Consider the following 26,042-nt stretch of genomic DNA (forward strand, 5'->3'; position numbering starts at 1 on the left):
GATCAGGTCCTGTCCATCACGTCGAGACCGAAAGCCAGGGCGAGGTTTTCCGGTTGAAGCACGGTGTCCGGGTCGGCGTGCACCAGAACCTTGCGCATGAGCAGTACCGCCTCGTCGCAGAGTTTCGGCACCGCGTGGAGGTCATGTGTCGAGACCAAGATCGATCGGCCGTCGGAAGCCAACTCTCGTAGCAGCGTCGAAATCGTTGCCTCGGAACGCTTGTCGACGCCGGCAAAAGGCTCGTCCAGCAACAGTATCGACGCGTCCTGTGCGATACCGCGTGCGACGAAGGCGCGCTTCTTCTGACCACCCGAGAGCTGGCCGATCTGACGATCCGCAAATTCGGTGAGTTCTACTCGCTCGAGGGCCTCTGCCACCGCCTCGCGATCTACACGCCGCGGACGTCGCAAGAACCCGAGGTGGCCGTACCTGCCCATCATCACGACGTCACGGACACTGATCGGGAAGGTCCAGTCGACGTCTTCACTCTGCGGCACGTATCCGACGCGCCCGCTCTTGCGCGCAGCGGCTGCGTCGAGACCGGCGATTCTCACAGAGCCGTTGTCCGGCTTGATCATTCCCATGATCACCTTGAACAGGGTCGACTTTCCTGAACCGTTCATACCGATCAGTCCGCAGACGCTTCCGGAATTCAACGTCAGATCGACATGGTCCAGTGCGTGGACCTCGCCGTAGTGAACGCTGACGTTTTCGACGCGAATGGCTTCGTTCATGATTTACCGCCGGTCAGACCGCCGAGGATGACGTCGGTGTCGTGGCGAATCATGTCCAGGTAGGTGGGCACGGGACCGTCGGATTCGGACAGCGAGTCGACGTACAGCGTCCCACCGAATTTCGCACCGGTCGCCCCGACAACCTGCTGCATGGGGGCATCCGAGACCGTCGACTCGCAGAAGACGGCGGGAACGGAATTGGCCCGGACGAAGTCGATCGCGGCGATGATCTGCTGCGGCGTCGCCTGCTGCTCGGCATTGACCGGCCAGATGTAGGCCTCGCTGAGTCCCGCGTCCCTGGCCAGATAGGAGAACGCACCCTCGCAACTGACGAGTGCACGCTGACCTGCGGGCAATGCCGCCAGGCCACTGACCAGGCCGTCCTGCACTGCTTGCAGTTCCGCCTTGTACTTAGCGCCGTTCTCCGCAAATGCCGAGGCATTGTCCGGGTCGAGGTCACTGAAAGCAGTCACCATGTTGTCGACGTAAATCTGCGTATTCAACGGAGACATCCATGCATGCGGATTGGGCTTGCCCGCATAGGCGTCGCCGGCGATCGGAATGCCTTCGACGCCGTCGCTGACCACGACGTGTGGCACGTCCAGACCGTTGACGAATTTCGCGAACCACGCCTCGAGGTTCATGCCGTTGTCGAGGATCAGATCGGCTTCGCTCGCCCGCCGAATGTCTCCGGGCGTCGGCTCGTAGCCGTGAATTTCCGCCCCCGCCTTGGTGATCGACTCGACGCGAAGGTGATCGCCGGCAACGTTCTGGGCGATGTCCGACAGCACGGTGAACGTGGTGAGCACCACCGGGCGGTCGTCGTCGGAGCCGGAATTCACCGCAGAACAGCTGGAGAGAAGCAGGGCGGCGAGGGCGGCAATTCCCAGGCGGCGGAAGTTCTTCGCGTCGCGAGTCGTCATGGTCGAACTCTAATATGTGGGTAAACAAATACACAAGTTCGGATAGCCGAACAATTCACACTCGATAGGCTCGGACCATGCGTCCTACTGCCTTGATCACCGGTTCCAGTCGCGGCCTCGGAGCTGCCATCGCACGCGAACTGGCGCCGACACACGACCTGCTGCTCGGTGCACGATCCGCGCAGGCCCTCGAGCCGATCTGCGCGGAACTACCCGGCTCGACGCCCCTACCCCTCGACCTCACGGACTACGACGCCGTCGCGGTCGCCGCCTCGTCCATCACGACGCTCGACGTGCTGGTACACAACGCCGGCGTGGCCGACATCGGAACCATCGAGGAATCCTCGGTCGATCAGTGGCGACGCACCCTCGAGGCAAACGTCATCGCCGTCGCCGAACTCACTCGTGTCCTCCTTCCTGCCCTCAGGGCAGCCGGTGGCCACGTCGTACTGATCAATTCCGGTGCCGGACTGCGCGCCAACGCCGGCTGGGGCTCGTACGCGGCCAGCAAGTTCGCCCTGCGCGCTTTCGGAGACGCACTGCGCCTGGAAGAGCCGTCCTTGCGGGTCACCTCCGTTCACCCCGGACGGATCGACACCGATATGCAGCGCAACATCGTCGCCGGCGAGGGCGACGAGTACGACCCGGAGCGCTTCCTGAAGGCCTCCACTGTGGCGCGTGCCGTACTCACTGCCGTCGAAACACCGTCCGACGCACACCCCACGGAGATCGTGCTTCGACCTACCGGCCGGTAAATCCCCAGTTCGCCGGTAACGGAATGATGACGATGGCCACCCGGATATCGCTTTTCCCGGTACTGGCCCGATACTGACATCAGTTGTCGGACAAAGAGACTGGACTGGTTCTCAGGAGTTCATCGAGAGGTGGTGTGCGATGCATGATCATACGAATACGTGGGGAATTTCCACCGAGGCTTTCCTCGGGTGGTACGTCGCCGCTGCCACCGGAGCGGTGGTGATCGCACTTGTGATCAGAGGCGTCGCCATGCGCAAGCCCACACCTGCATTGCGCACACTCACACCACCGGAGATGGGTGTACTGACCAGCGACGAGCGTGCGGTACGCGCTGCCGTGGCAGAACTCGAGAGTGCTGCATATTCTGCCGGCCAGGGTCAGCATGACCGCTTCACCCGCATCGTCCGCCAGCGGATCGACGACGCCGGTGGAACTGCCGTGCCCTCCCGGCTCGTGCCGACACTTCCGCTGCCCCTGTTGGAGCTTCGTAGCGACCTGGTGCAGGCCGGCTACCTGAACGGCAATCGTGAACACACTTTGACGCGATTGTCCGTGGTACCGGTCGTTGTCGTCGCCGTGGTCGGCACGATCAGGACCGGATTCACTGTCGTGAACGAGAACCCGGTGGGATACCTTCCGCTCGTGGTCGTCTGCCTCGCCCTGATTGTCGTAACCCTACTCCGCCTGAGCCGACGCACTCGTTTCGGCCAGGTCGAATTGAGTCGCCTGAAGGACGAATACTCCTACCTCACACCGAATTTCCAACCGTCGTTTGCTACCTACGGGGCGACGTCGGCGGGTATTGCCGCGGCACTCTTCGGTCCGGGTCGCGACGGCGGTTGGGCACCCGGATGCGGCGGCGGGTCTTCACCGTCCAGTTGCTCGACCTTCTCGAGCACCGTGAGCTGTGGGGGGTGAGTGCGGTGAACAACCACTACTCAGCCGACACGTGGGGGATCCCCAGCCAGACTTTCCTTCAGTGGTACCTGGTGGCGGCTGCCGTCGCGATCGGACTCTCGCTGTACAGCCGAATGACTGCGCGCCGGTCGCCCGTGGTCGTCGACTCGGTCCGTCGGCCGCTCACTCCTCCCGAGATCGGTGCCTTGACCAGTGACTACCAGGCCGTTCTGGCGTCGATGGCTATTCTGCGTAGCGCCGAACTGATCAGCACCGAAGGAAAGACCAAGCTGGCACTCACTGCGGAGGACAAGAGTCGTCTCGACTGGTTCACCCGTACCGTGCACAAGCGACTCGGCAACGGAAAGGTCCCGCTGCGGCAGGTGCGTCTGATGGGACGGCTGAACGTCGCACTCGCACAACTACGTACGACGCTGATCGACGAGGGATACTTGCAACGCCCGCAGGACGGGCTGACTGCTGCCTTTCGGACCGTTCCGATCCTGGCGGTAATTGGTCTCGGCGTAGTCCGTCTCGTCGCCGGCATCGCCGGCGGTAAGCCGGTCGGGTTTCTGCTCCTCACCATCATCGTTCTCGCGCTGATGATTCCACTTCTCCGCATCAAGCGTCGTCGGACAGCTTTGGGCGACAGCGAGCTTCGACGCCTCAAGCACGAAAACTCGTACCTCTCACCGAAACTGCGGCCCGCGTACTCGAGCTACGGTCCCTCGCTCGCCGGGCTCTCGGCGGCGCTCTTCGGTTCGGGCGCTCTGGTTCTGATCGATCCCGCGCTGGCGGGAGCGGTGGCTGCGGGCGCCGCGTACAGCCCGGGTGGCGGGGGTTCGAGCTACTACAGTTGTGGCTCCTCATCCGGATCGTCCGGCTCGGACGGCGGTGGCGGCAGCGGTAGCAGTTGCGGCGGCGGGGGGTGTGGGGGATGAGCACGCATGCAGCCGACACGTGGGGGATCCCCAGCGAGGATTTCCTCTACGGCTACATAGCCGTATCGGCCACGCTCATGGTTCTCACTCTGGTGTGGCGTCTGATGATCCGGGCACGCCGGTGCAGGTATTCCGCCGGGCACGGGTATTCCGCCGAGCAACTGACACCTCCGGAAGTCGGAATGCTCACCGGCGAGTCACGCGCCATCGCAGCGTCATTGGCAATCCTGCGTAGCGCTGATCTGATCACCACCGACGGCGCTGTCCTGCGCCCGTTGGGCCCTGGCGACGAGACCCTGGACTGGTACACCCTCACCGTGTACCAGCGCCTGGCCCAGCAGGCTCTACCCCATCGTCGGCGGCAACTCGCCGAGCGCATGACGGTGGAAACAGCTCGCCTACGAAACTCTTTGGCGGACCGGGGATACCTGACCTCCGACAGCACCAGGCGTTCAATCTTTCTCTCCACAGTTCCGTTGAAGATCCTGGTGGCCGTGGGTATCGTCCGCATTGCTTTCGGACTGCACAACGACAAGCCCGTCGAGTTTCTGATTCTCGCCGTACTCGCCACCGGGTTCAGCATCCCGCTGCTCGGGCTCAACTTCGATCGCACCACCTCGGGCAGTGCGGCACGTTCGGAACTGACCACGGCACACGCCTACCTGTCCCCGCGCAACAAGCCTGCCTTCTCTGCCTACGGCCCACGCTTGGCGGGGATGTCCGCCGCTCTCTTCGCCGGTTCGGCGATGCTGATGATCAATCCCGCCTTGGCCTCCGCCGCCGGAATCGGTGCCGACGGCAGCGGAAGTAGCGGGGGTTCGGACGGTGGCGGTTCAGACGGGGGAGGCGGCAGCTGCAGTGGGGGTGGCGGATGTGGCGGCGGCGGTGGTGGATGCGGGGGATAGCCGCGTCCGGGCGAGCAGAAGCGCTGCGGCCTCGGTAGTGATGCCACGTTCCTCGCTCAACGAATACACCTCGTCCAGAGTTCGACCGATCCCTCGGGTTCGTTCGACGACATCGTCTTCGTTCCACCCCAGGACTTCTCGCCCCACGAGGTGAAAGGCTCCGCCTGCGTTCGCGACGAAATCAGGGGCACAGAGAACCCCGCGGCTCCGCAGAACCTCGCCCGCAGCGGCATCGGTCAAGATGTTGTTTGCTGCGCCCGCCACGGCCAGAGTCGGAATCGACGCAGCAGCAGCGGAATCGATGATGCCTCCCATCGCACAGGGAGCAAAGAGGTCACACGATGTTCGAAGTACCTCGTCCGCAGGAACGATCGTGTGCCCCGCAAGAGAAGCCGCCTCGAGGCGCTGCGGGTCCGTATCGGCAACAAGCAGGCGTGCCCCAGCCTGCGCCGCGAGACGCACAACATCTCCGCCGACGGCGCCGAGCCCCTGAACCAGCACCTTTCGGCCGTCGAGTGTTCCGAGTCCACGACGACGCGCCGTGGCCTTCATCGCTTCGAACACGCCCAGAGCCGTGGCGTGCGCGCTGGAACCGGCGCCACCATTGTCGACCGAACGCCCGAAGACGTACTTGGTGGTGCGACTGAGCTGATCCATGTCGGAAGAGTTGGTGTTGACGTCAGGACCGGTCCAGTAGTTTCCCTCGAGCTTGTCGATGTTCTCCGCGTGAATGTCGAGGATACGAGACCAAGTCGCCGAGTCGATCCGATTGCGCGGTGCGGGCAGTGCTATCACCGACTTCCCGCCACCCATCGGCAGGTCGGAGACAGCCATCTTCAAAGTCATTGCGCCGGCCAGCTTCCCGGCGTCCGCCAGCGCGTGACCGATCGAGGGGTAATGCGCCGCCCGCGTGCCACCCGACGCCGGTCCCAGACGGGTGGAGTCGATTCGGATCACAAAGGTCGTGTCGGTCTCCCGATCATGTCGGGTGACGGTCAGTTCACCGTCCCAGCGCAGTTCGTCGTCGATGCTCATTGCAGATCCTCTTCTGGTCATGGTTCAGCGGTGCGCGTGCAGTGGTGTTCCCGCGAGTGCGAGCATGGCCTCGCCCAACGCCTCGTTCTGGCTGGGGTGCGCGTGGATGAAACGCCCCACTTCATCGGGAAGTGCTTCCCAGGCGACGGCCAACTGCGCCTCACCGATCAGTTCACCAACCCGGTCGCCTACCAGGTGGACGCCGACGACGGGACCTCTGGTTCCGCTGCGAATCACTTTGATTCCCCCGGTGGTTCGCAGGATCTGACTCTTGCCGTTACCCGACAGGTCGTAGACGACGGTGGAGACGTCACCGTACTGCTTGCGCGCCGCCTCTTCGCCGAGTCCGACTGATGCAACTTCGGGATGTGAGTACGTCACGCGAGGAATCAAGTGTTCGGCGACCGGTATCGGATCCTTCCCGGCGATCTGTTCAGCCACAAAGATCCCTTGTTGGAAACCTCGGTGCGCCAACGCAAGACCGGGCACGATGTCGCCGACCGCGTACACACCGTCCACGGACGTACGGAGGCGTTCGTCGGTAACGACAAAACCCTTGTCGAGGCTGATTCCGTTTTCTTCGAAACCGTTACCGCCCGTGCGGGATCCGCGGCCGACGGCGACCAACAGTAGTTCGGTATCGGATATCGTTCCGTCGCCTAGTTCGACGCGGACCGAATCGGCTGCTTCTTTCGCGGAAACGATCTTTGTGTCTGTCTTACAGACGATTCCGCGTTTCCGGTAAGCCCGCTCCAGCTGCTTCGACGACCACGGGTCCTCCGCGGCGATCAGTCGCGGGAGTGCCTCGACGATCGTGACTTCGGCGCCGAACGAGCGCCAGAGGCTCGCGAACTCGACGCCGATGACACCGCCACCGAGCACTGTCGCGCTGGTGGGCACCCGGTCGAGTTCGAGCGCCTGGTCACTGGTGAGGATCCGGCGGCCGAGTTCGATGCCGGGCAGTTCCCGCGGATACGATCCGGTGGCCAGTACGAGTGATGTTCCGGTATAGCGGGTTCCGTCGACGTCGATGCTTCGCCCACCGACGTACGTTCCGTATCCGTTGACGATAGTGATCTTGTGTTGCGCCAACAAACCTTGCAGACCGCTGTACAGCCGCTCGACTGTCCCGTTTTTGTAGTCGTGCACCTGCGCGATGTCGATGCCGTCAAAAGATGCTCGGACTCCGAATTGCTCACTGGTGCGTGCCGAGTCGGCGACCTCGGCGGAATGCAGCAGCGCCTTGGTCGGGATGCATCCGCGGTGCAGGCACGTTCCGCCGACCTTGTCCGCCTCGATCAGCGTGACCGACAATCCGAGTTGGGCGGCGCGGATGGCGCAGGCATAGCCGCCCGATCCTCCACCGAGGATCACGACATCAATGTGCTGTTCTGCAGTTGTCATCGGAGCCTTGGTCATCGGAGGCTTGGTCATCGGAGGCTTGGTCATCAGAGCCTTCCCAGGACGCGGATCGGGTTCTCGATGTAGTCACCGAACAGCCTCAGGAATCCACCGGCTTCGCCTCCGTCACAGACGCGGTGGTCGAAGCTCAACGAGATCTGAGTGACCTTACGGACGGTCAACTCGCCGTTCACCACCCACGGCTTGTCGATGATGCGCCCGATCCCCAGAATTGCCGCCTCGGGGTGATTGATGATCGGAGTCGATCCGTCAACCCCGAATACCCCGTAGTTGTTGAGCGTGAACGTGCCGCCGGTCAGGCGGGCGGGTTCGAGTTTGCCGTCGCGCGCAAGGTCGGTGGTCACCCGAAGTGCTTGTGCGAGTTCGACGGTGCTCAGGGCGTCCGCATTTCGAATGACCGGTACCATCAATCCCTTCGGTGTCTGTGCGGCAATTCCCAGGTGGATGCGGGCGTGTCGGACGATCTCGCCTCGAGCAGTATCGACCGACGAGTTCAGTTCGGGGTACTGCCCCAACGCCGCGGTGGTCAGCCGAGCCAGCAGCGTCATCAGGCTGATCTTGTCGGAATCGGGCAGTGACTTGTTGATCTCGACCCGTGCCGTCAACAGTTCGGTGGCGTCGACGTCGACCCAGGTTGTCGCGTCAGGGATCTCACGGCGGCTGGTGGACAGCTTGTCGGCCACCACCTTGCGAAGCCCCTTGATCGGGATGCGTTGGTCGCTCACGTGCGACGTTTCCGTCTCCGGGCCGGTGTTCGACCCGGCCTCGACGTCAGCGCGCGTTATCACCCCGCCGGCACCGGATCCGGAGAGCAAGGAGAGGTCGATATCGTTGTCGACAGCCAGCTTACGAACGATTGGCGAGATCACGCGTACCGACGGAGCAGCTTTGCGACGGCGTCTCGGTGCATCCTCACTGGTGCCGTAGCCGATCAGGACGTTGCCCGAACCCGCGCGTTCCTCTTCACGGTAACGCTCGTGGTTGGCCGAAACGACCGCGTCGACACTGCCGCCACCACTCACAGTGATCAACGGCGTGCCCACCTTCAAGGTGTCGCCGTCCTTGCCATGTAATTCGACGACGGTCCCGGCGAACGGGATAGGCACGTCCACAGCAGCTTTCGCGGTCTCGACCTCGACGACGATCTGATCGATGGTGACCACGTCGCCGACCTTGACGTGCCACTCCGCAATATCGGCCTCGGCCAGACCTTCACCCAGGTCGGGGAGCATGAATACCTGATTGCTCATGCCGTCACCGCCCAACGGGTGTCCGGGGCGTCGTTCCACTGCAGACGGTCGACGGCGTCCAGGACACGGTCGACGCTGGGCAGGTGGTGACGCTCGAGCTTCGGCGCGGGGTAGGGGATGTCGAATCCGCTGACCCTGAGCACCGGAGCGTGGAGATGGTGGAAGCATCGCTCCTGCACGCGAGCAGCAATTTCCGCACCAACACCGGCAAAGCCCTGCGCTTCCTGGATGACGATGCAGCGTCCGGTCTTTCGCACCGACGCGGTGACCGTCTCGTCGTCGAACGGCACTATCGACCGGATGTCGATCACCTCGATGTCGCGGCCCTCGGCCGCAGCAGCCTCGGCGGACTTCAGTGCAACCTCCACGGACGGACCGTAGGCAATGAGCGTCGCGTCACGACCGGGGCGCCGGACGACGGCGCGCCCGATCGGCTCCCGTGCGGTCAGTTCGACATCGGCTCGCGAGAAGTACAGCTTCTTGGGTTCGAGGAAGATCACCGGGTCGGGGTCCTCGATCGCCGAACGTAGCAGTGAGTACGCATCTTCCACCGTGGATGGCGCCACGACCTTCAGGCCGGGCGTGTGTGCGTAGTAGCCCTCGCTGGAATCACAGTGATGCTCCACCCCGCCGATACCGCCGGCAAAAGGAACACGGATGACTATCGGAATCGACAGTGCACCCTTGGTACGGTTGCGGATCTTTGCGACGTGGGAGGCGATCTGCTCGAATGCCGGATAGGCAAACGCGTCGAACTGCATTTCCACGACCGGACGAAAACCAGCCATGGCCATGCCGATTGCGAATCCGATGATGCCGGACTCGGCGAGGGGAGTGTCGAAGCATCGGTCGTCGCCGAAGTCGCGGGTGAGGCCGTCGGTGACGCGGAAAACGCCGCCCAGGGTGCCGACGTCCTCACCGAAGACGACAACGTTGTCGTCCGCAGCCAGAGAGTCCCGTAGCGCGGTGTTGAGGGCCTGAGCCATCGTGAGCATGGGCATGGTCAGTGTCCCCCTGTGTCAGCGGCTTCGGCGGCAAGTTCGGTTTCGAGTTGGGCTTGTTGCTCACGCAATTGCGGTGTCTGCTCGGCGAAGACGTACCGGAACAGATCGAGCGGATCGTGCGGGCGGTCGACGTTCATGCCGGCGCGAAGTGTGGCGGCCTCGGTTTCTGCCTCTGCGGTCAGTGATTCCACGAACGCGTCGTCGATCAGATCGTGTGCGCGCAGATACTTTTCGAGACGCGGCAACGGATCTCGCCCGCGCCAGCTTTCCACCTCGGCGCTGTCGCGGTAGCGGGTGGCGTCGTCGGCGTTGGTGTGTGCGTCGATGCGATAGGTGTGTGCCTCGACGATCACCGGTCCGTTTCCGCTGCGGACGAAGCGCGCCGCCTCGTCCATGACGGCCATCATCGCAACAGGATCGTTGCCGTCGACCTGCTCGCTGCCGATCCCGTAGCCGACGCCCTTGTGCGCTAACGTCGGTGCTGCGCTTTGACGTGACAACGGCACGCTGATCGCAAATCCGTTGTTCTGCACCAGAAAGACGACCGGTGCCTTGAAGACGGCGGCGAAGTTCAGCGCTTCGTGGAAATCACCCTCACTGGTGGCCCCGTCACCGCAGAGCGCCAGCGCGACGGTGTTCAGGCCCCGTCGGGACTCCCCGTAGGCCACCCCCGCTGCATGCAGCAATTGCGTTGCCAGCGGGGTGCACTGCGGCGCACTGCGCAGCGCTACCGGGTCGTACCCGCAGTGCCAGTCGCCGGCAAGCATGCTCAGAATCTGCACCGGATCGACACCCCTGGCAGCCAACGCCATCGAATCCCGATAGGTGGGGAAGAGCCAGTCACTCGGCTCCAGACTCATCGCTGCCGCGATCTGGCATGCCTCCTGCCCTCGCGAGGACGGATACACGGCCAAGCGCCCCTGTTTGGTCAGCGCCGTCGCCTGCTGGTCGAAGCGTCTGCCCAGGAACATCTTTCGATACATCTCGATCAGGCGATCGTCGCTCGGTTTTGCGTAGCGCGCCTCGCTGCGCGTCAGTTCTCCAGCAGGGTCGAGGTACTGCACCGCGGAATCGGCCGGCAGGAACTTTTGATACCGCAGTTCCCCCAAGGGCTCGACAAGAGTCACTTCTACCTCCAGAAGACGTTGTGTCCATCAGTATTCGCACTTCGGCGACGTAATGGCAGAAGGCGTCGAAGATTCAAGACAAACGGCCTATCATGAGGATTCGGACAGCAATATGTCCATCAACCGACTCGACTACCGAAGCAGGAATGGACAGATGGCCACCGAACCGCACGCTCTCGATGCGATCGACCGCCGCATCATCGCCGAACTGGTCGCAGACAGTCGCATCTCCATGCGTGCACTGGCCGAGAAGGCGCACATATCTCGCGCTCACGCCTACGTCCGCATCGAAAGGCTCGAGGACGCCGGAATCATCACCGGATTCACGACGCGGATCGCGCATGAGAAGGCCGGACTCGGCTCCTCGGCGTACGTGGCGCTCTCGATCAGGCAGCACTCGTGGAGGGGTCTGGCTGCGTCGTTGAAGGCACTGCCGTTTGTCGAGCACTTCTCCCTCCTCGGCGGCGACTTCGACGTTCTGGTGCTGGTTCGAGCCCCGGACAACCAGGAACTACGCCACACCGTTCTCGAAGAACTCCAGGGACTCGACGGGGTTCTCTCGACCAAAACGTGGCTGATCTTCGAAGAAGGCAACGGTCCGGGACCCAACTGGCTGCCCGGCTGATCCGTCTATAGTCGCCGTTAGCAGTTGCACACGGGAGGTGACTCGAATGACCCTGTACGGCCTGGGAATCGGTTGGCGTCCCGAGGTATCCGGAATCATCGCGCAGCTAGACGGCCTGGCATTCTGCGAAGTCATTGCCGAATCCATCGGAACCGAGATACCGCCGCACCTCGGTTCGCTGGGAGTTCCGGTGATCCCGCACGGAATCTCGCTCTCCCTTGGCGGGGCCGAGGCGGTAGATCAGGCTCGGGTCGATCACCTTGCGCATACAGCCCAGCTACTGGACGCCCCCTTGGCGAGTGAGCACATTGCATTCGTGCGGGCGGGCGGCATAGAGGCCGGGCACCTGCTCCCACTACCACGCACCTACGAAGCCGTCGACGCCTTGGTACGCAACATCACCCGGACTCAGGACGGTCTACCGGTGCCGTTTGCCGTCGAAAACGTTGCCGCCCTTTTCGACTGGCCCGACGACGAGTTGACCGAAGGGGAGTTTCTCTCGGAGATCGTCGACCGCACCGGGGCTCTGCTGGTTCTCGACATCGCGAACGTCTATGCCAATGCCCTCAACCGAGGGCGTGATCCCTGGGCCGAGCTGAGCCGGCTACCACTCGAGCGAATCGCATACTGCCACATCGCCGGTGGCAGCATCAGCGACGGCAAATACCACGACACGCATACCGATCCTGTGCCCGAAGCCGTGCTGGAACTCCTTGCGCAGTTCACCGCCGCCGGTCACCATCCCGCGATCATGCTCGAGCGCGACGGAAACTATCCGCCGGCACTGGAATTGCTCGACGAGCTCGATGCCATCGCCGACGCAGCGGGTCTGGATCGCATCACCGCGGGCACCGATTGGTCACGCACATGAGCACGCTCGGTGAGCGTCAAGAAGCGCTTATTCGCGCTCTGGTGGCAGGCGGCGAACTACCCGAGGGCTTCGACAAAGACGATGCTGCCGTTGTCTCGACGGCACTGCTCCGAAAGCGCGCCGGAGAAGTGGCGCACCACCTTCCGGTCGTGCGCCACACTCTCGGCGATCGCTATCTTCGGTTGTTCACAGCGTGGGCCGACGGACGGCCGAAGACGTCTTCGCACGCGGACGCCCAGGCTTTTGTCGCCCACCTCCAGGACATCGGCGAACTGCCTCGCTCGCCCTGGCATCAGAGGTTTCGAAGACTCTTACGCAAGTGAGACAACGGCTTCGCTTGTGTACATGAGGAACGTCATCGATTCCTGGAAGTACAGCTCGACGGAGTTCGCATCGTGCGAGAGGTAACCGATGGACAGGTCCTGGCCCAGATGCAGTTCGTAGTCACCACCACGCGTCGACAGCAGGAAAGCGCCGTCGATGGCCGGGGCCCAGATGATCTCGCCGTCGAGAACGCGTCGCAGGTGCTCGCGGATGGGGTAGCCGTGATCGGAGGTCTCGTTGATCGCGGTGAACGCGTCGGCGTTCAGGAGCAATGAATACGGTCCGTTGACACCGGCCAGGCGCAGCGACGTGATCGCCTGGCTGATGGCTTCCGGGTAGTCCTTGGCGTCGATGGGGAGCTTCAATTCCGGGTTGGAACCGCTCGCCCGCACGCCGGTGATGCTGGCTGCGGGGTATCCCTCGAAGATGGCGCGGTCCTCGGCGAACGCGATCTGCTTGGCGGCATCCTTGACCGGCTGCCAGTCGGAGTCCTTGGCGCCGCGTTCGACGTCGTCGATGGCCTGACGGCTGACGGTGAACGGGACCCGCAGTTCGATGACCGGCTGCGACTGACGAGCGTGTGCGATGACGCCGTCGGCCAAGGGATTGATCGGCACCTGATGTCCGAGCGGGATGGCCGCAAGATCGTCACCTGACGGGCCCTCCACGTCCACCACACGACGACCGGCGACGTGGCGCTTGAAGGTACGGCTCGCCTCTTCTTCGATCTCGGCCCAGGCTGCTGCCGAAATGGGTGCTAGGTCGCGGTGCAGGTTTGTCATTGCTGGGCACTCCTTTTGAGGCTGCCGATTCCGAGAGAACCGTCAGAGATGGGCGCTGTGAACGTCGCTTCGGGAACGAGCCTGGTCGGCGCGTCCGGGGGGTCGTCGAGAAAGTCCGCCGTCGGAACGAAGAAATTGATTCCGGTGACGGCGGTGGAGAAATCGAGAATGCGGTCGTAATTGCCGACGGGATTCCCGATGAACATGTTGGTCAGCATCTGCTCGGTGACCGTCGGCGACGCCGAGTAACCGATGAAATAGGTACCCATCTCAGCGGAGCCGACGTGGCCGAACGGCATGTTGTCGCGCAGAATCTGGATCTGCTCACCGGATTCGTCTTCGATGACGGTGAGTGCGGTGTGTGAGTTTGCCGGTTTGGTGTCGTCGTCCATCTCGAGATCTTCGAGCTTGGAGCGTCCGATGACGTTCTCCTGCTCCTCGACGGGCAGTGAGTTCCACTCCGACATGTCGTGGAGGTACTTCTGGACGATGACGTAACTGCTGCCTGCGAAGTCCGGATCCTCGTCACCGACGGTGACCGCAACGTAGGCGGCCTGCCCGGACGGATTCTCGGTGCCGTCGACAAAACCCATGAGGTCGCGTTGCTCGAAATACTTGAACCCGTGGACCTCGTCGATCACCGACGCGGCGCCGGCCAACCTGTTGGTCACAACCGTGGCGAACTCGAAGCACAGGTCCATCTGACGGGCCCGGATGTGGAACAACAGATCGCCCGGTGTGCGGGGAGCGTGGTGTTTGTCACCGGTCAACTCGACAAAAGGATGCAATTCTGCCGGCCGTGGACCCTCGAACAGACGGTCCCACGCATCCGAACCGATGCCGACGACGGCGGCCAAGCCACCGGCGGGAACCCGGAATCCGATCGAGCGTTGCAGTCCGGAAATATCGGCCAGAACGTCGTGAACTGCCTGCTCACCACCCTCGTCGATGGTGAAAACCAGGAAGATCGCAGCTTCGGTGAGCGGGGTCAGCAACGGCTGCGGTATCGCGGGAAGGGCCACTTCGGCCTCGTCGATCTCACTCGTTTCCGCCATGCAGACCAGTATGGACGATTCCGGCAGTCCCGGCATCAGTAGTGGGTAAGACGAGTGAAGGTGTCGCGTTACGGTGTCGCGGCCTGGGCACCCGCGTCGAAGCCAGCCGGAATCTCGAAGATCTTTCCGTCGAACCCAGCGCGGTAGAGATGCCCGCTCGCGAATCCGGAATTGCCGCGCCCATAGGTCAACACACTCGACGCCTGCAGTCCGCTGGTGAGCGAGCAGTACTGGCCGGGTCCGTCGATCCGCCACACCTCACCACTGATGTCCGTGGGAACGATTGCGCGATCTCGCGAGTCCAGGGTCAAACCATCTGGGGCAGAGAAGGTTTCGAGACCGCCGAGATCGACCAACGATTCCGAATACCCTGGATTGTCGACGGAGATGCGGCTGACACCCGGGTTTGCGAACGTGCGCGAGACGTAGAGCCAGCGATTATCGGCGCTCAGGGCTGCACCGTTTGCACTCGGGAAGGTCGCCCACGTCGGGTCGACGGCACCGCCTGGGCTGACCTTACCGATCAACGAACCGAAATCGTTGGTGGCATAGATCGTTCCGTCGTGCGCGACGGCGAGGCCGTTTGCAGCGCTCAGACCACCGGCGATCGGCGTCACGGCACCCGAGTTCACGTCCACCCGCGCGACCGACGCAGCACGCGTCAGATCACCGATCAGCACGCCGGCGTTTGCTCCGGTTCCCACCAGCAGTGAACCGTCCGGACCCCACGCGAGTGCGCCCGCACCGCCGGGAACCGTCGCGATCGGAACTGCGGCCTGACCAGGCGCGTCGACGCGGAAGATTCGACCACTCACCAGATCTGTCGTGTACAGGCGACCCTGAGCGTCCACGGTGACACCCTCGAGGGCCGCGCCCGGAATCTGGGCGCTGAGGATTGCGGGGGACGATCCAGGGCAGGGCGGCGCGGCCGCGGCACCGGACACACCCAGAGCCAGAAGCGAACCGGCAACAAGAGCACCGGTGATACCTACCCGAATACCGCGATCGAAGATCCTGGTGCGCATCTGCGCAACGCTAGACCTTCGGCCCGATTTCGCCTAGAGCGACCGAAGGAAAGAGATCAAAAGTTCATTGACCTCGGTAGCACGTTCCTGCTGTACGAAGTGCCCCGCGCCGCCGAGAAGGTGCACACCCCGCAGGTCGGGGACGGTGTCCTTCATGCGGTCCAATGCCTTGGGGCCGCTCATCGCTATGACCGGATCCTCGGCGCCCGCCACGAAGAGCGTCGGGACGTTGACGTTCGCGCCGTCCAGATCCGCACTGCGTTCCCAATTAGCGTCGTACGCTCGGTACCAGTTCAAGCCGCCTGTGAAACCTGCTGCAGTAAAGGCCTTTACATAAACATCCAGATCGTCCTCGGTGAGCCACGACCACGGCAATGCAGGCGCCTCGGGCAGTACGTCGAGGTAGCCGTTTCCTTCGGACGGGTTCTTCCAGACGTCGAGGTACCGGTAAGCCCCGGAGAGGGCATGGAAGAGCCGCTGAAGAAACTCACGTGGACGGGCGTCGAGTTCGCGCTCCGCGACACCCGGTTCCTGGAAATAGTGAATGTGCAGAAAATGCTTGCGCGCCATCGCGGCGTAGATTGTCGAGGGTTTTGCGGGGAACCTGTCGGGCGCATAGGGGACCGCCAACGAGACAAGCCCCGCAACACGATCGGGATGGCGCAGAGCGGTGGTCCACGCGACGGGCGCGCCGAAATCGTGGCCGACGAACACCGCTTTGTCGATTCCGAGAGCGTCGAGTAGGTCGATCAGCCGGTTCGCGACGGCATCGTTGGTGTAGTCCTCGACCGCTTCGGGGCGGGTAGTGCCGCCGTAACCGGGCATGTCGAGTGCGATCGCCCGAAAACCCGCTTCCGTCAACGCTGTCGACTGATGCCGATAGCTGTACCCGAGGCCGGGAAAGCCGTGACACATAACCACAGCTGTCCCAGAACCGGAATCGTCAATCTGCCAACGGAATCCGTCGACATCGATCGTCTTGACCGTCATGTCAGGCGGTGATCATGTCTTCCTGGTTCCAGAATGCACGCATCGACAGGATCTTTCCGTCGTCGTCGAAGGTCATGACGTCGATGGGTGCGATGGTCAGGGTCTGCTCGCCGAGCTTGGTGATCAGCGAGAAGTGGAATGCCGCTTCGTTTCCGGCGATGCGGAGGGTCTGAAGGTGAGCTTCTTGGTCGAAATTCTCGATCACGGAGTAGAACTCGAGAATGGACTCGCGGGTGGTGCGAACGTCGGTACCAACCGGGTCTTCAACGGTTGCACCCTCGGCATACAGGGCCACAACCTGGGCGGCAGTGCCCGTGGCAACTGTCTCGATGTAGGCGTCGACGGTCTTGCGGATTACCTCTGCGGACGGTGCCATGGTCTACCCCTCGTAGTTAGAACAGGTTCTAATTCTGAGGATAACCTACGTCCCTGGTCCACGGGTCAGGTTTCGAGCACCTTGCGCAGGCGAGCCTTCTTCCGGTTCTCCCGGACGATCCAGACGACATCGGCGTCGTCCGACGCCTCCAGGGAGACGAATGCCGGCAGGGCATTCTCCGGATCAGCCGCGACCGCGACGCTCCAGCAGTATCCGAGCGCCTGCCGGAGAGTACGTGTGTCGGCGTCACGACGGGCATCAGCTGGTTGCGAGACGATCCACTCGGTAGCGTCTCGGCACACCCGGACGGCCAGCGCAGCGTTGGTCCTGTCCTTCAGCAACCGTGGCTCGCAGATCCCGGCAGCCGCTGCGCGCAGCGTCAAAGGATGGGCCGAGCGTGCCCACTGCTCGATGATCGCCCGGAACAATTCCGGATCCGTGTCGCCTATCGCCTGAACGGCCATCGCGGCAGCTTCACGTGCACGCCACGAAGCAATGGTGGTCGCCTCCGTCAGACTGTCCAGAGCAGCCTCATCGCGCGAACGAACAAGAATGAATCCGAGCCCGACGATCCCACAGCAGCGGATGTATTCGTCTTCGGACTCCACCGCCCGCAGGATGTCCTCGTTATCGGCGCCGCGCGCGAACTCGAGCATGAGCGCGAGGTTCGCGCGCGGGCCGGGCAATCCTGAACGCTCCTGCAGATAACTCCACAGTTCATCGCCGTCCAGATCCGCGAATGTCATGGGCGTCCTTTCCTCAGTACACCCAATCCTGTCAGCCCGGATCTACACGCGCAGCATTTCCGATCAGTGAGCAGGGAGAAGGGACGTCTCCTGCGCCGCGCCGTCCTCTGCGCCGATCTGGACGATGTTTCGCGGCAGGAATACGGCTGCGATCGCACCGAGAACTGCTGCAGCAGCACCGATCAGGAACGCGATACGCATGCCCTCGTCGGTGTAGAACACAGCGCCCTCCATCGCCATCGCGATGTGCGAGTTCAAGACCGTGAAGGCGATGACGGGAAGCACTGCGGGGAAGATGCTCTGGAAGACCGCAACCATGCTCGCCGTGGTTGCCTGCAACTGCGGCGGCACTGCCTCGATGAGCAGGTTCGGAATGGAGGCGTAACCCATACCCATACCGACACCGAAGATTCCGGCAAAGATGATGAGCAGCGGCTTGTTGTCGTGAATGGTGGCCGTCAAGGTGAATCCGACTGCCATGAGTATCATTCCGATGATCATCAGCAGACGGGGTCGAATGTTGCGGCCGACCAGGAAGCCCACGATCAAGCCGCCGACCACCACCATGCCGCCAAGGGGCGCCTGGAAGATCGCGAATCCCTCTGCTGTCACGCCGAATCCGTATCCCAGGCCGAGAACTGCTGGCGTCATCACCATCATCGGCAGCAAAATCGTGAAGACTCCCGACGCGCCGTAGCAGAACCCGGCACCGACGGCGGTGAGCATCACCGAACGCTTGCCGAAGTAGCGCAGGTCGATCAAGGGCTCACGGATGGCTCGGGCAGAGGCAACCCACGCCACCAGCAGTGCGACGCCACCGATCAGATAGGCCAGCGTCGAACCGTTCTTCCAGCCCCAGGTCGGTCCGAAGCTGACGCCGATCAGAATTCCGGCGATGCCCGATCCGAGTAGTACCGCACCGATCAGGTCCAGCGAAGAACGCAGTCGCACAGCTGATTCCGACGTCGAAGCGAAGATCATGACGCCGAGCAGAACCAAACCGATGACGAAGAACCAGAAGATGCTCCGGAACCCGTGGTTGTCGATCAACCAACCGGTGAGGAACGGCGCCGGAATAGCGATCAGGCCCATGCCGGAGGTTGCAATACTGACAGCCAGCGCAACGGTTTTCGGCGGAAAGACATCTCGAATGAGGGAGTAGCTCAGGAAGAGGCAGGGAACGAGCAGACCAGTCAGGGACCGGCCCAGAATCAAGACGGCATAGCTCGGCGCAATCGCCGAAATGAAGGATCCGACCGCTGCGCCGGCGACCGCAAAGAGCAGGACTTTTCGCTTGCCGTACATATCCGCGAGCTTGCCGAGCAGCGGAGACGCGACCGCCCCCAGCAGCAGGAACGACGTGAGCAGCCAAGCTCCCTGCGTCGTTTGATAATGCACCGAGATGGCGGGCAGCGCCGTGGAAATCATCATGTAGCTCACCGCGAGCATTTCGAGAAGAAGAACGATCGACGCCAGCGAGAACACCAGTCGCGGAGTCCACCGCTCCGGTATCGACGTCGATTCGGGCAGACTGGGAGACGAACCGTCGCTGTGGACATGAGACGCCATGGCTGAAGAATCCTTTCGGGACACCTGCGAATTCGATTGACCCCCTGCCGAATACCGTCGGCCGGGGCCTTGCGGGGAAGTGCAGTGGAACGACAGCTACCGTTCTCGGCAACGTGTTACCTGCATCACAGCCCTCGCGTCGAACGCGCGCTACAGAATGTTCCGCGGAGCGGGACAATCAGGACAACGACTGATTGGCACCCCGGATACAGCCCCAGATACGACTGTGCGCCGTTTCGGTAGCGGTAACTACCAAAACGGCGCACGTGCGCGAAGCGCCTACAGAACTATGTTCACCATCTTGCCCGGCACAACGATCACCTTGCGCGGTGCTTTGCCCTCGAGCAGAGCGACGATCTTCTCGTCGGCCAGGGCGATCTCCTCCACAGCCTTGCGATCGGCATCCGCCGGGACGCTGATGCGGCTACGAACCTTGCCGTTGACCTGGATCGGGTACTCGACGGTGTCCTCGACAAGCCACTTCTCCTCGACAGCGGGGAAGGGGCCGTGCGCAAGAGATTCCGTGTGTCCCAAACGCGACCACAGCTCCTCCGCGAGGTGCGGCGCCAGGGGAGCGAGCATCAGCACCAACGGCTCGACGGCAGCACGGGGCGCGCCACCCGGGAACGCCTTGGTGAGGTGGTTGTTGTACTCGATCAGCTTCGCAGCGGCCGTGTTGTCGCGCAGCGCGGTGTAATCCTCGATGACACCGGAAATCGCCTTGTTGAGCGCACGCAGCGTCTCCTCACCAGGAGCTTCGTCGGTGACACGGGGCTTGCCGGTCTCCTCGTCGATGACGACGCGCCACACTCGCTGCAGGAATCGAGCAGCACCGACGACGTCCTTGGTCGCCCACGGACGCGAGGTGTCCAGCGGACCCATCGACATCTCGTACACACGCAAGGTGTCTGCACCGAACTCGGCGCAGATCTCGTCCGGCGCAACGGCATTCTTGAGGCTCTTGCCCATCTTGCCGTACTCGCGGTTGACCTCGGCGCCCTCGAAGAAGAACTTGCCGTCATGCTCGACGACCTCTTCCGCGGGCACGTAGACGCCGCGGGCATCGGTGTACGCGAATGCCTGGATGTAGCCCTGGTTGTACAGGCGACGGTACGGCTCGCTCGAGGACACGTAGCCCAGGTCGAACAGAACCTTGTGCCAGAAGCGCGAGTACAGCAGGTGCAGCACCGCATGCTCGACGCCGCCGACGTACAGGTCGACTCCACCGGGATCGTTGGGGCCGTGCAGTTCCGGACGCGGACCCGTCCAGTACGCCTCGTTCTGCGGGTCGCAGAAGGCGTCCTGGTTGGTGGGGTCGATGTAGCGCAGCTGGTACCACGAGCTACCAGCCCACTGCGGCATGACGTTGGTGTCGCGGTGGTAGGTCTGCAGACCGTCGCCGAGATCGAGCTCGACGTTGACCCAGTCGGTCGCCTTGTTCAGCGGGGGAGAGGGCTCGGAGTTGGCGTCATCCGGATCGAAGGACACGGGTGCGTAGTCCTCGACCTCCGGAAGCACAACGGGCAGAGCCGAATCCGGCAGGGCGTGTGCGTTGCCGTCCGCGTCGTAGACGATCGGGAAAGGCTCGCCCCAGTAACGCTGACGCGCGAAGAGCCAGTCGCGCAGCTTGTACTGGATAGTGCCCTTGCCCTGGCCGCTCTCCTCGAGGCGGCTGATGACGGTCGCCTTGGCCTCGGCTACGTCCAAACCGTCGAGGTAGTCGGAGTTCACCAGCGGGCCGTCACCGGAGTACGCAGCCTCCGAAACATCGCCACCGGCAATAACTTCGAGAATTTCCAGTCCGAACGCGTTCGCGAACTCCCAGTCACGGTGATCGTGTCCCGGAACTGCCATGATCGCGCCGGTGCCGTAGCCCGTCAGAACGTAATCGGCGATGAAGATCGGGACCTTGTGGCCGTTGACCGGATTGACGGCGTAGGAACCGAGGAAGACGCCCGTCTTCTCCTTGTTTTCCTGACGCTCCAAGTCGGTCTTGGCGGCAATCGACTTGCGGTATGCAGCAACAGCTTCCGCCGGAGTCGTGGCACCGCCAGTCCAGCGTGCGTCGACACCTTCGGGCCACTCGTCCGCGACGAGCTTGTCCACCAAGTCGTGCTCAGGAGCCAGCGTCACATAGGTGGCGCCGAACAGCGTGTCAGGGCGCGTCGTGAACACATCGACGCCGTATTGGCCTGCGGCAAAGGTAACTTCGGCGCCGTAGGACCGTCCGATCCAGTTGCGCTGCATCGCCTTGACCTTGTCCGGCCAATCCAGGTACTCGAGATCGTCGACCAGGCGATCGGAGTACGCGGTGATGCGCATCATCCACTGCTGGAGGTGCTTACGAAACACGGGGAAGTTTCCGCGGTCACTACGACCGTCGGCGGTGACTTCCTCGTTGGCCAGCACGGTACCCAAACCGGGGCACCAGTTGACCATCGAATCCGACTGGTAGACAAGGCGGTACGAGTCGACGACCTTTGCCTTCTCGGCGACTGTCAGCGACGCCCACTCGCGTCCGTCTTCCAGAGCGCGCTCACCGGAATCGAACTCGGCTTCCAGCTCGGAGATACGACGGGCCTTGCCGGCCGCCTTGTCGTACCACGCGCCGTGGATCTGCAGGAAGATCCACTGCGTCCAGTGGTAGAAGTCGACGTCCGTCGTCGCGAGGCTACGACGCTCGTCGTGCCCCAGACCCAGGCGTCGCAGCTGGCGCTTCATGTTGGCGATGTTGGACTCGGTGGTCGTCCGCGGGTGGGTACCCGTCTGCACGGCGTACTGCTCGGCCGGGAGACCGAACGCGTCGTAGCCGAGGGTGTGCAGGACATTGCGCCCCTGCATGCGATGGAAGCGTGCGAAGACGTCCGTAGCGATGTATCCGAGCGGGTGACCGACGTGCAGGCCCGAACCCGATGGGTACGGGAACATGTCCTGAACGAAGAGCTTGTCGGCGGGAACACCGTCGGGCGAGGAGAGCGGACCGACCGGATTAGGCGCGTTGAACGTGCCGTCCTCACTCCAGCGGTCCTGCCAGTGCTGCTCGATCTGGCCGGCGAGCTCCGCGGTGTAGCGGTGCTGCGGAGTTGCGTCGGCTGGTGAATCGGGGGACTGCGGAGACTCGGTCACTGTGGTCGCTATCTACTTGGCTGACGGAAATACCGATAACCAGGGTAGAGCCTGTGCGACCCGGGCATACCATCAACTCCACTCGCGCCTATCCTGTATGGGTGATCGTTGTCGCTGTGGTGCTATTCGTGCTCGCTGTCGCCGTCGGTGGAGTTGGTGTCGCCGGTCTGATCGGCAAACTCCCGCGCAACCGCTGGGCCGGTGTCCGCACCGAGGATTCCCTGCGGAGCGAGGAGTCGTTCGCCCTCGCCAACAAGGTGGCCGGTCCGACCATGCTCGCGGCCGCTGGAATGTTGGTCATCGGCGGAGTCGCAGCACTGACCATCGGCGGAGTCTTCGGCGTCGCGGTCGCGATCATCGCCGTCGTCGTCGCCGTCCTCACTGCCGGTTTCGGTGGAGGCATCGGCACCCGCGCGGCCGCCGCGCTCCCACAGCAGAGCGGATGCGGTAACGACTGCAACTGCGGCGGCCACTCCGAGCCTGCCGCAGACGAGCCGGCGGCGGAGACCCCCGAGGCCAAGGCGAACGCTGCCGCTTGCGGTACCGCTTCCTGCGGTGCCTGCGCGCTCAAGGATGCTTGCCAGCCGGCTCATTGATTCACGTGAAACATCGCGTGGTCGACCCGGCCGGGGTCGTATTCGGACTAGTGGTTCCGCTGTTGTGTGCGGTCTTCGGCTTCGTCCTGACAAAAATGTGGGAGCCTCGCCTCCCGGAACAGATCGCGACTCACTGGACCACCACCTCGCCGGACGGCTTCTCCACCCCGTCTTCCAATGCGTGGACCATTGCACTTTTGACACTGCTCTTCGGTGGCGGTCTCAGCGCGATTGCTGCTCTTGCTCCCGCGATGTTGATGATGCGTCGCTTCATGTTGGTTGTCGGGCTGAGCGTGGTCGGGCTCATCACGACAGTGAACTTCGCTTTGCTCTACACCCAACTCGATGTCACCGATCCGTCCACGACGTCACTCCCGCTGTGGTCTATCGGTGTCGGCTTTGCAGTCGGCGGGGTGCTGGGGTGGATCGGCGCCTCGTTCCTGCGTGACTACCGCGTCCGCACTCTTGCCACGATCGAACCCTCGGCCGGCTTGCCGCGAAGCGGCTGCCCTCTACCTATCTCCGACGACGTCGGATTCAGCACCAAAGGCTCGGTGATCCTCACTGCGATCACTCTGGCGCCCGGAGTCGTCATGACGCTGGCGATGCGGTCACTCTGGCCGCTGTTCATCTTCGGTGCACTCGGACTGCTCGTCGTCAGCTTGGTTCGCTTCCGGGTGATCGTCGACGAACGGGAAATTCGGGTGATCAACATGGGGATGGCTGCGATGATCTACGGCATCGACGAAGTTGTCGGAGCCGACGTCGCGGAGATCAAACCGTTCGCGGACTTCGGCGGCTGGGGACTCAAGACCAAGGGTCGTCGTAACTACGGCGTTGTCACCCGCACCGGGCCAGCGGTGGTCATCACGTTCGCCGGTGGCGACCGACTCACGATCACGACACCGAAGGCCGAAGACATCGCCGGGTCCCTCAACCGATTGGCCGACGCCCGGACTCGGTAACCGCCGAACCTGACCCGATCGCTTCCTGAGTCTTCTCGAGATACCCGCATGCCGCCGCCCTGGCTTTGGTGACATCGCGCTCGGCGATGGCTTCGGCAACTCCCTGATGATGCGAAGACGTCAGCGACGGCGGATGAACGCCTTCGGTCACCTCGTAGGTGGCGCGGACCGTTTCGAGGATTCCGGCAAACAGATCGGTCAGAACCGGATTGTGAGCGGCATCGACGACGGCAATGTGAAACGCCAGATCGACGTCGACGAAGTTCTCGGCCGGCACGTCACGCTTGGCGGCCAGCTCACGAAGTATCCGAACGTCGTCGTCGCTACGACGCTCACACGCCAACCGGACCGCTTCCATCTCGAGCGCACGACGCACTTCGAAGACGTATTTCATCTCGTCCACGGACGCGTGTTTGCCGAGCAGTCCGCCGATGTCGGTCCGAGCGCGCACGAAGGTCCCTGATCCTCGACGGATCTCCAGGACTCCCGTCGAGGTCAGTGTCTTGATCGCTTCGCGCACGGTGTTCCGGCCGACGCCGAGAACACTCATCAGTTCCGGCTCGGTGGGAACACGGTTCCCGACGGTCCAGGCGCCGTCGGAGATCTGCGCGCGCATCCAATCGAGGGATTGCTCGTACGCGGACTCCTTGCGAACAACGGTCATCTACTCATCCTCACAGCATTCGCGGCGATCATTCCACTCACCTACGATACGTAGGACGACCCATGTATTTTCTAACTCTGTCATCAGGAGGGGCTTCCCACGTCCGCCACAGCTGTCGCCACCGAAGAACGCACACGCCGCACCAATCGACACTTCTACGGCGTGGGCTACGTCCTCACCGTGATCCTTCTGGGCGCGAACATGCCCACCTCCGTCTACGGGCTGTACCGGACCGAGTTCGGATTCACGCCCACCATCCAGACGCTCATCTACGGCGTCTACGTCGCCGGCCTCGTTCCGGCATTGCTGTTCTTCGGACCGCTGTCCGACGCCCTCGGCCGACGAACCGTGCTTCTGACTGCACTCGCGCTGAGCGTCGTCGGCACACTCGTTCTGGCATTCGCCGACGCGACTGTGTGGTTGTTCGTCGGACGCGTTGCTCAGGGAATCGCGGTGGGCGCGGCCAGTGCGGCGGGCAGCGCCGCGTTGGTGGAGCAGGAACCGAAGTTCGATCATCGACGGGCAGCGCTCGTATCGACGGTGACGGGCGCGTTGGGCGGTGCACTCGGACCACTCGTGTCCGGTGCGATCGCCCAGTACCTTCCGCAACCGCTGCGGTTGCCGTATCTGATCTTCCTCGTCGCGTTCATCCCGGCACTGATCGTGCTGCTGCTACTGCCGCGGATCGGGGACATCACACACCCGAAGCGGTTCTTCCAGATGCCACATGTTCCCGCCACCATTCGAGAGACGTTCTGGCTCAGCTCGCTCGCCGTCGCGCTGTCGTGGGGCGCAGTCGGGCTCTTCCAGTCGGTGGTCCCGTCGTGGATGACCAGCCTGCTGAACATCGACAACCTCCTACTCGGCGGCGGAGCAGCTGCACTGGTCATGATCTGCTCGGTGATCGCGCAGCTCGGCGGGAGTCGTATCGACCCGCGGACGTCCGTCACCGCCGGCCTGGGAATCCTCGCTCTAGGAATGATCGGCCTACTCGTGGTCGACCTCGTCCCCAGCCTTGCGCTGCTGGGCGTCATCACCGTGGTGGTCGGCGCCGGGCACGGTCTGGCGTTTGCCGGCGGCATGAAACGCGTCAACGCCGCCGCCCGAATCCACGCCCGCGAGAGCCACGGCGGAGTCCTGGCGGCATTCTTCACCGTCAGCTACGCGGGACTGGCGATCCCGTCGATCATCGCGGGTATCGCCATCACCATCCAGGGAATGCAGACGGCCATCATCGAACTGTCGATCGTCGGGACGCTGCTGTGCCTGGCCGTGATGGGCTTCAACCTTCGTGGGGCTCGAGAGCCCGTCGACGCACGCCGTTATCCTTAGCC

At 63.1% G+C, this 26,042-nt stretch carries 26 protein-coding genes; 10 read left to right on the plus strand and 16 right to left on the minus strand.

Going from position 1 to position 26,042, the window contains the following annotated elements; translation table 11 throughout:
- Positions 1-2: 2 nt before the first annotated feature.
- On the minus strand, positions 3-734 hold the full coding sequence (locus tag QMA15_RS02565; RefSeq protein ID WP_046379695.1) for a metal ABC transporter ATP-binding protein: 732 nt from the start codon (positions 732-734) through the stop codon (positions 3-5).
- Complete coding sequence (locus QMA15_RS02570; RefSeq protein WP_029256784.1) at positions 731-1,657, minus strand: metal ABC transporter substrate-binding protein; 927 nt, start codon at positions 1,655-1,657, stop codon at positions 731-733. The genes QMA15_RS02565 and QMA15_RS02570 overlap by 4 nt, the downstream gene beginning before the upstream one ends.
- 77 nt (positions 1,658-1,734) lie before the next feature.
- Between QMA15_RS02570 and QMA15_RS02575 the strand changes: the two genes are divergently transcribed.
- From QMA15_RS02575 to QMA15_RS02590, 4 genes are all read left to right on the plus strand, one after another.
- Positions 1,735-2,412, plus strand: coding sequence for an SDR family oxidoreductase (locus QMA15_RS02575; RefSeq protein ID WP_092765134.1), 678 nt, complete (start codon positions 1,735-1,737; stop codon positions 2,410-2,412).
- Positions 2,413-2,551: 139 nt separating this feature from the next.
- Positions 2,552-3,331, plus strand: coding sequence for a TIGR04222 domain-containing membrane protein (locus tag QMA15_RS02580; RefSeq protein WP_020909823.1), 780 nt, complete (start codon positions 2,552-2,554; stop codon positions 3,329-3,331).
- A 5-nt stretch (positions 3,332-3,336) separates the two neighbouring features.
- Positions 3,337-4,251, plus strand: a complete 915-nt coding sequence (locus tag QMA15_RS02585; protein WP_279163297.1) for a TIGR04222 domain-containing membrane protein — start codon at positions 3,337-3,339, stop codon at positions 4,249-4,251.
- Positions 4,248-5,156: a TIGR04222 domain-containing membrane protein gene (locus tag QMA15_RS02590; protein ID WP_133728187.1), complete on the plus strand. Its 909-nt coding sequence runs from the start codon at positions 4,248-4,250 to the stop codon at positions 5,154-5,156. The genes QMA15_RS02585 and QMA15_RS02590 overlap by 4 nt, the downstream gene beginning before the upstream one ends.
- Here the strand turns inward: QMA15_RS02590 and QMA15_RS02595 are convergent.
- The 5 genes from QMA15_RS02595 to pdhA are packed head-to-tail and all read right to left on the minus strand — an operon-like array spanning position 5,085 to position 10,994.
- Complete coding sequence (locus tag QMA15_RS02595; protein ID WP_279163296.1) at positions 5,085-6,191, minus strand: Glu/Leu/Phe/Val dehydrogenase dimerization domain-containing protein; 1,107 nt, start codon at positions 6,189-6,191, stop codon at positions 5,085-5,087. The genes QMA15_RS02590 and QMA15_RS02595 overlap by 72 nt on opposite strands.
- Positions 6,192-6,215: 24 nt before the next feature.
- A complete protein-coding gene (gene lpdA, locus QMA15_RS02600) occupies positions 6,216-7,625 on the minus strand; it encodes a dihydrolipoyl dehydrogenase (RefSeq protein WP_279163536.1) in 1,410 nt (469 codons plus the stop codon).
- A gap of 14 nt (positions 7,626-7,639) precedes the next feature.
- Positions 7,640-8,863 (minus strand): dihydrolipoamide acetyltransferase family protein, encoded by a 1,224-nt coding sequence (locus QMA15_RS02605; protein WP_133728188.1) that lies wholly within the window; start codon positions 8,861-8,863, stop codon positions 7,640-7,642.
- Positions 8,860-9,864: an alpha-ketoacid dehydrogenase subunit beta gene (locus QMA15_RS02610; RefSeq protein ID WP_019746166.1), complete on the minus strand. Its 1,005-nt coding sequence runs from the start codon at positions 9,862-9,864 to the stop codon at positions 8,860-8,862. Before QMA15_RS02610 ends, QMA15_RS02605 begins: the two co-directional genes overlap by 4 nt.
- Before the next feature lie 2 nt (positions 9,865-9,866).
- A complete protein-coding gene (gene pdhA / locus QMA15_RS02615) occupies positions 9,867-10,994 on the minus strand; it encodes a pyruvate dehydrogenase (acetyl-transferring) E1 component subunit alpha (protein WP_020909830.1) in 1,128 nt (375 codons plus the stop codon).
- 154 nt (positions 10,995-11,148) lie between these two features.
- Here pdhA and QMA15_RS02620 point away from each other — a divergent pair, with 154 nt between their 5' ends.
- Genes QMA15_RS02620 through QMA15_RS02630 form a run of 3 tightly spaced genes read left to right on the plus strand, consistent with a single transcriptional unit; the run spans position 11,149 to position 12,813 of the window.
- Positions 11,149-11,619: an Lrp/AsnC family transcriptional regulator gene (locus QMA15_RS02620; protein ID WP_020971454.1), complete on the plus strand. Its 471-nt coding sequence runs from the start codon at positions 11,149-11,151 to the stop codon at positions 11,617-11,619.
- A 46-nt stretch (positions 11,620-11,665) separates the two neighbouring features.
- Entirely contained in the window at positions 11,666-12,490 is an 825-nt protein-coding gene (locus tag QMA15_RS02625; RefSeq protein ID WP_019746169.1) for a DUF692 domain-containing protein, read from the plus strand.
- Positions 12,487-12,813: a hypothetical protein gene (locus QMA15_RS02630; RefSeq protein ID WP_019746170.1), complete on the plus strand. Its 327-nt coding sequence runs from the start codon at positions 12,487-12,489 to the stop codon at positions 12,811-12,813. The genes QMA15_RS02625 and QMA15_RS02630 overlap by 4 nt, the downstream gene beginning before the upstream one ends.
- Here the strand turns inward: QMA15_RS02630 and QMA15_RS02635 are convergent.
- The 8 genes from QMA15_RS02635 to leuS form a co-directional block, all read right to left on the minus strand.
- Entirely contained in the window at positions 12,802-13,596 is a 795-nt protein-coding gene (locus QMA15_RS02635; RefSeq protein ID WP_020909834.1) for a family 1 encapsulin nanocompartment shell protein, read from the minus strand. The genes QMA15_RS02630 and QMA15_RS02635 overlap by 12 nt on opposite strands.
- Positions 13,593-14,651 (minus strand): Dyp-type peroxidase, encoded by a 1,059-nt coding sequence (locus QMA15_RS02640; RefSeq protein ID WP_044480584.1) that lies wholly within the window; start codon positions 14,649-14,651, stop codon positions 13,593-13,595. Before QMA15_RS02640 ends, QMA15_RS02635 begins: the two co-directional genes overlap by 4 nt.
- Positions 14,652-14,719: 68 nt before the next feature.
- Positions 14,720-15,676 (minus strand): SMP-30/gluconolactonase/LRE family protein, encoded by a 957-nt coding sequence (locus QMA15_RS02645; RefSeq protein WP_279163294.1) that lies wholly within the window; start codon positions 15,674-15,676, stop codon positions 14,720-14,722.
- 33 nt (positions 15,677-15,709) lie between these two features.
- Positions 15,710-16,666 (minus strand): alpha/beta hydrolase, encoded by a 957-nt coding sequence (locus QMA15_RS02650; protein ID WP_279163293.1) that lies wholly within the window; start codon positions 16,664-16,666, stop codon positions 15,710-15,712.
- 1 nt (position 16,667) lies between these two features.
- The gene (locus QMA15_RS02655; protein ID WP_003942502.1) at positions 16,668-17,042 is read right to left on the minus strand and encodes a nuclear transport factor 2 family protein; all 375 of its coding nucleotides are present in this window, start codon (positions 17,040-17,042) and stop codon (positions 16,668-16,670) included.
- Between the two features lie 65 nt (positions 17,043-17,107).
- On the minus strand, positions 17,108-17,788 hold the full coding sequence (locus tag QMA15_RS02660) for a hypothetical protein (protein ID WP_279163292.1): 681 nt from the start codon (positions 17,786-17,788) through the stop codon (positions 17,108-17,110).
- Positions 17,789-17,851: 63 nt separating this feature from the next.
- Complete coding sequence (locus tag QMA15_RS02665) at positions 17,852-19,357, minus strand: MFS transporter (RefSeq protein WP_279163291.1); 1,506 nt, start codon at positions 19,355-19,357, stop codon at positions 17,852-17,854.
- 279 nt (positions 19,358-19,636) lie between these two features.
- Positions 19,637-22,483: a leucine--tRNA ligase gene (leuS, locus tag QMA15_RS02670; RefSeq protein WP_279163290.1), complete on the minus strand. Its 2,847-nt coding sequence runs from the start codon at positions 22,481-22,483 to the stop codon at positions 19,637-19,639.
- Positions 22,484-22,584: 101 nt separating this feature from the next.
- Between leuS and QMA15_RS02675 the strand changes: the two genes are divergently transcribed.
- Both QMA15_RS02675 and QMA15_RS02680 read left to right on the plus strand, forming a co-directional pair.
- Positions 22,585-23,079, plus strand: a complete 495-nt coding sequence (locus QMA15_RS02675; protein WP_029256800.1) for an SdpI family protein — start codon at positions 22,585-22,587, stop codon at positions 23,077-23,079.
- 5 nt (positions 23,080-23,084) lie between these two features.
- Entirely contained in the window at positions 23,085-24,044 is a 960-nt protein-coding gene (locus QMA15_RS02680) for a DUF1648 domain-containing protein (RefSeq protein ID WP_279163289.1), read from the plus strand.
- Here QMA15_RS02680 and QMA15_RS02685 read toward each other — a convergent pair.
- Complete coding sequence (locus QMA15_RS02685) at positions 24,013-24,708, minus strand: FadR/GntR family transcriptional regulator (protein WP_020909842.1); 696 nt, start codon at positions 24,706-24,708, stop codon at positions 24,013-24,015. The genes QMA15_RS02680 and QMA15_RS02685 overlap by 32 nt on opposite strands.
- Positions 24,709-24,870: 162 nt before the next feature.
- Between QMA15_RS02685 and QMA15_RS02690 the strand changes: the two genes are divergently transcribed.
- Entirely contained in the window at positions 24,871-26,040 is a 1,170-nt protein-coding gene (locus QMA15_RS02690) for an MFS transporter (protein WP_279163288.1), read from the plus strand.
- The last annotated feature ends 2 nt before the right edge of the window (positions 26,041-26,042 follow it).

It is taken from the genome of Rhodococcus sp. APC 3903, assembly GCF_030407755.1.
Lineage (GTDB): Bacteria > Actinomycetota > Actinomycetes > Mycobacteriales > Mycobacteriaceae > Rhodococcus_F > Rhodococcus_F erythropolis.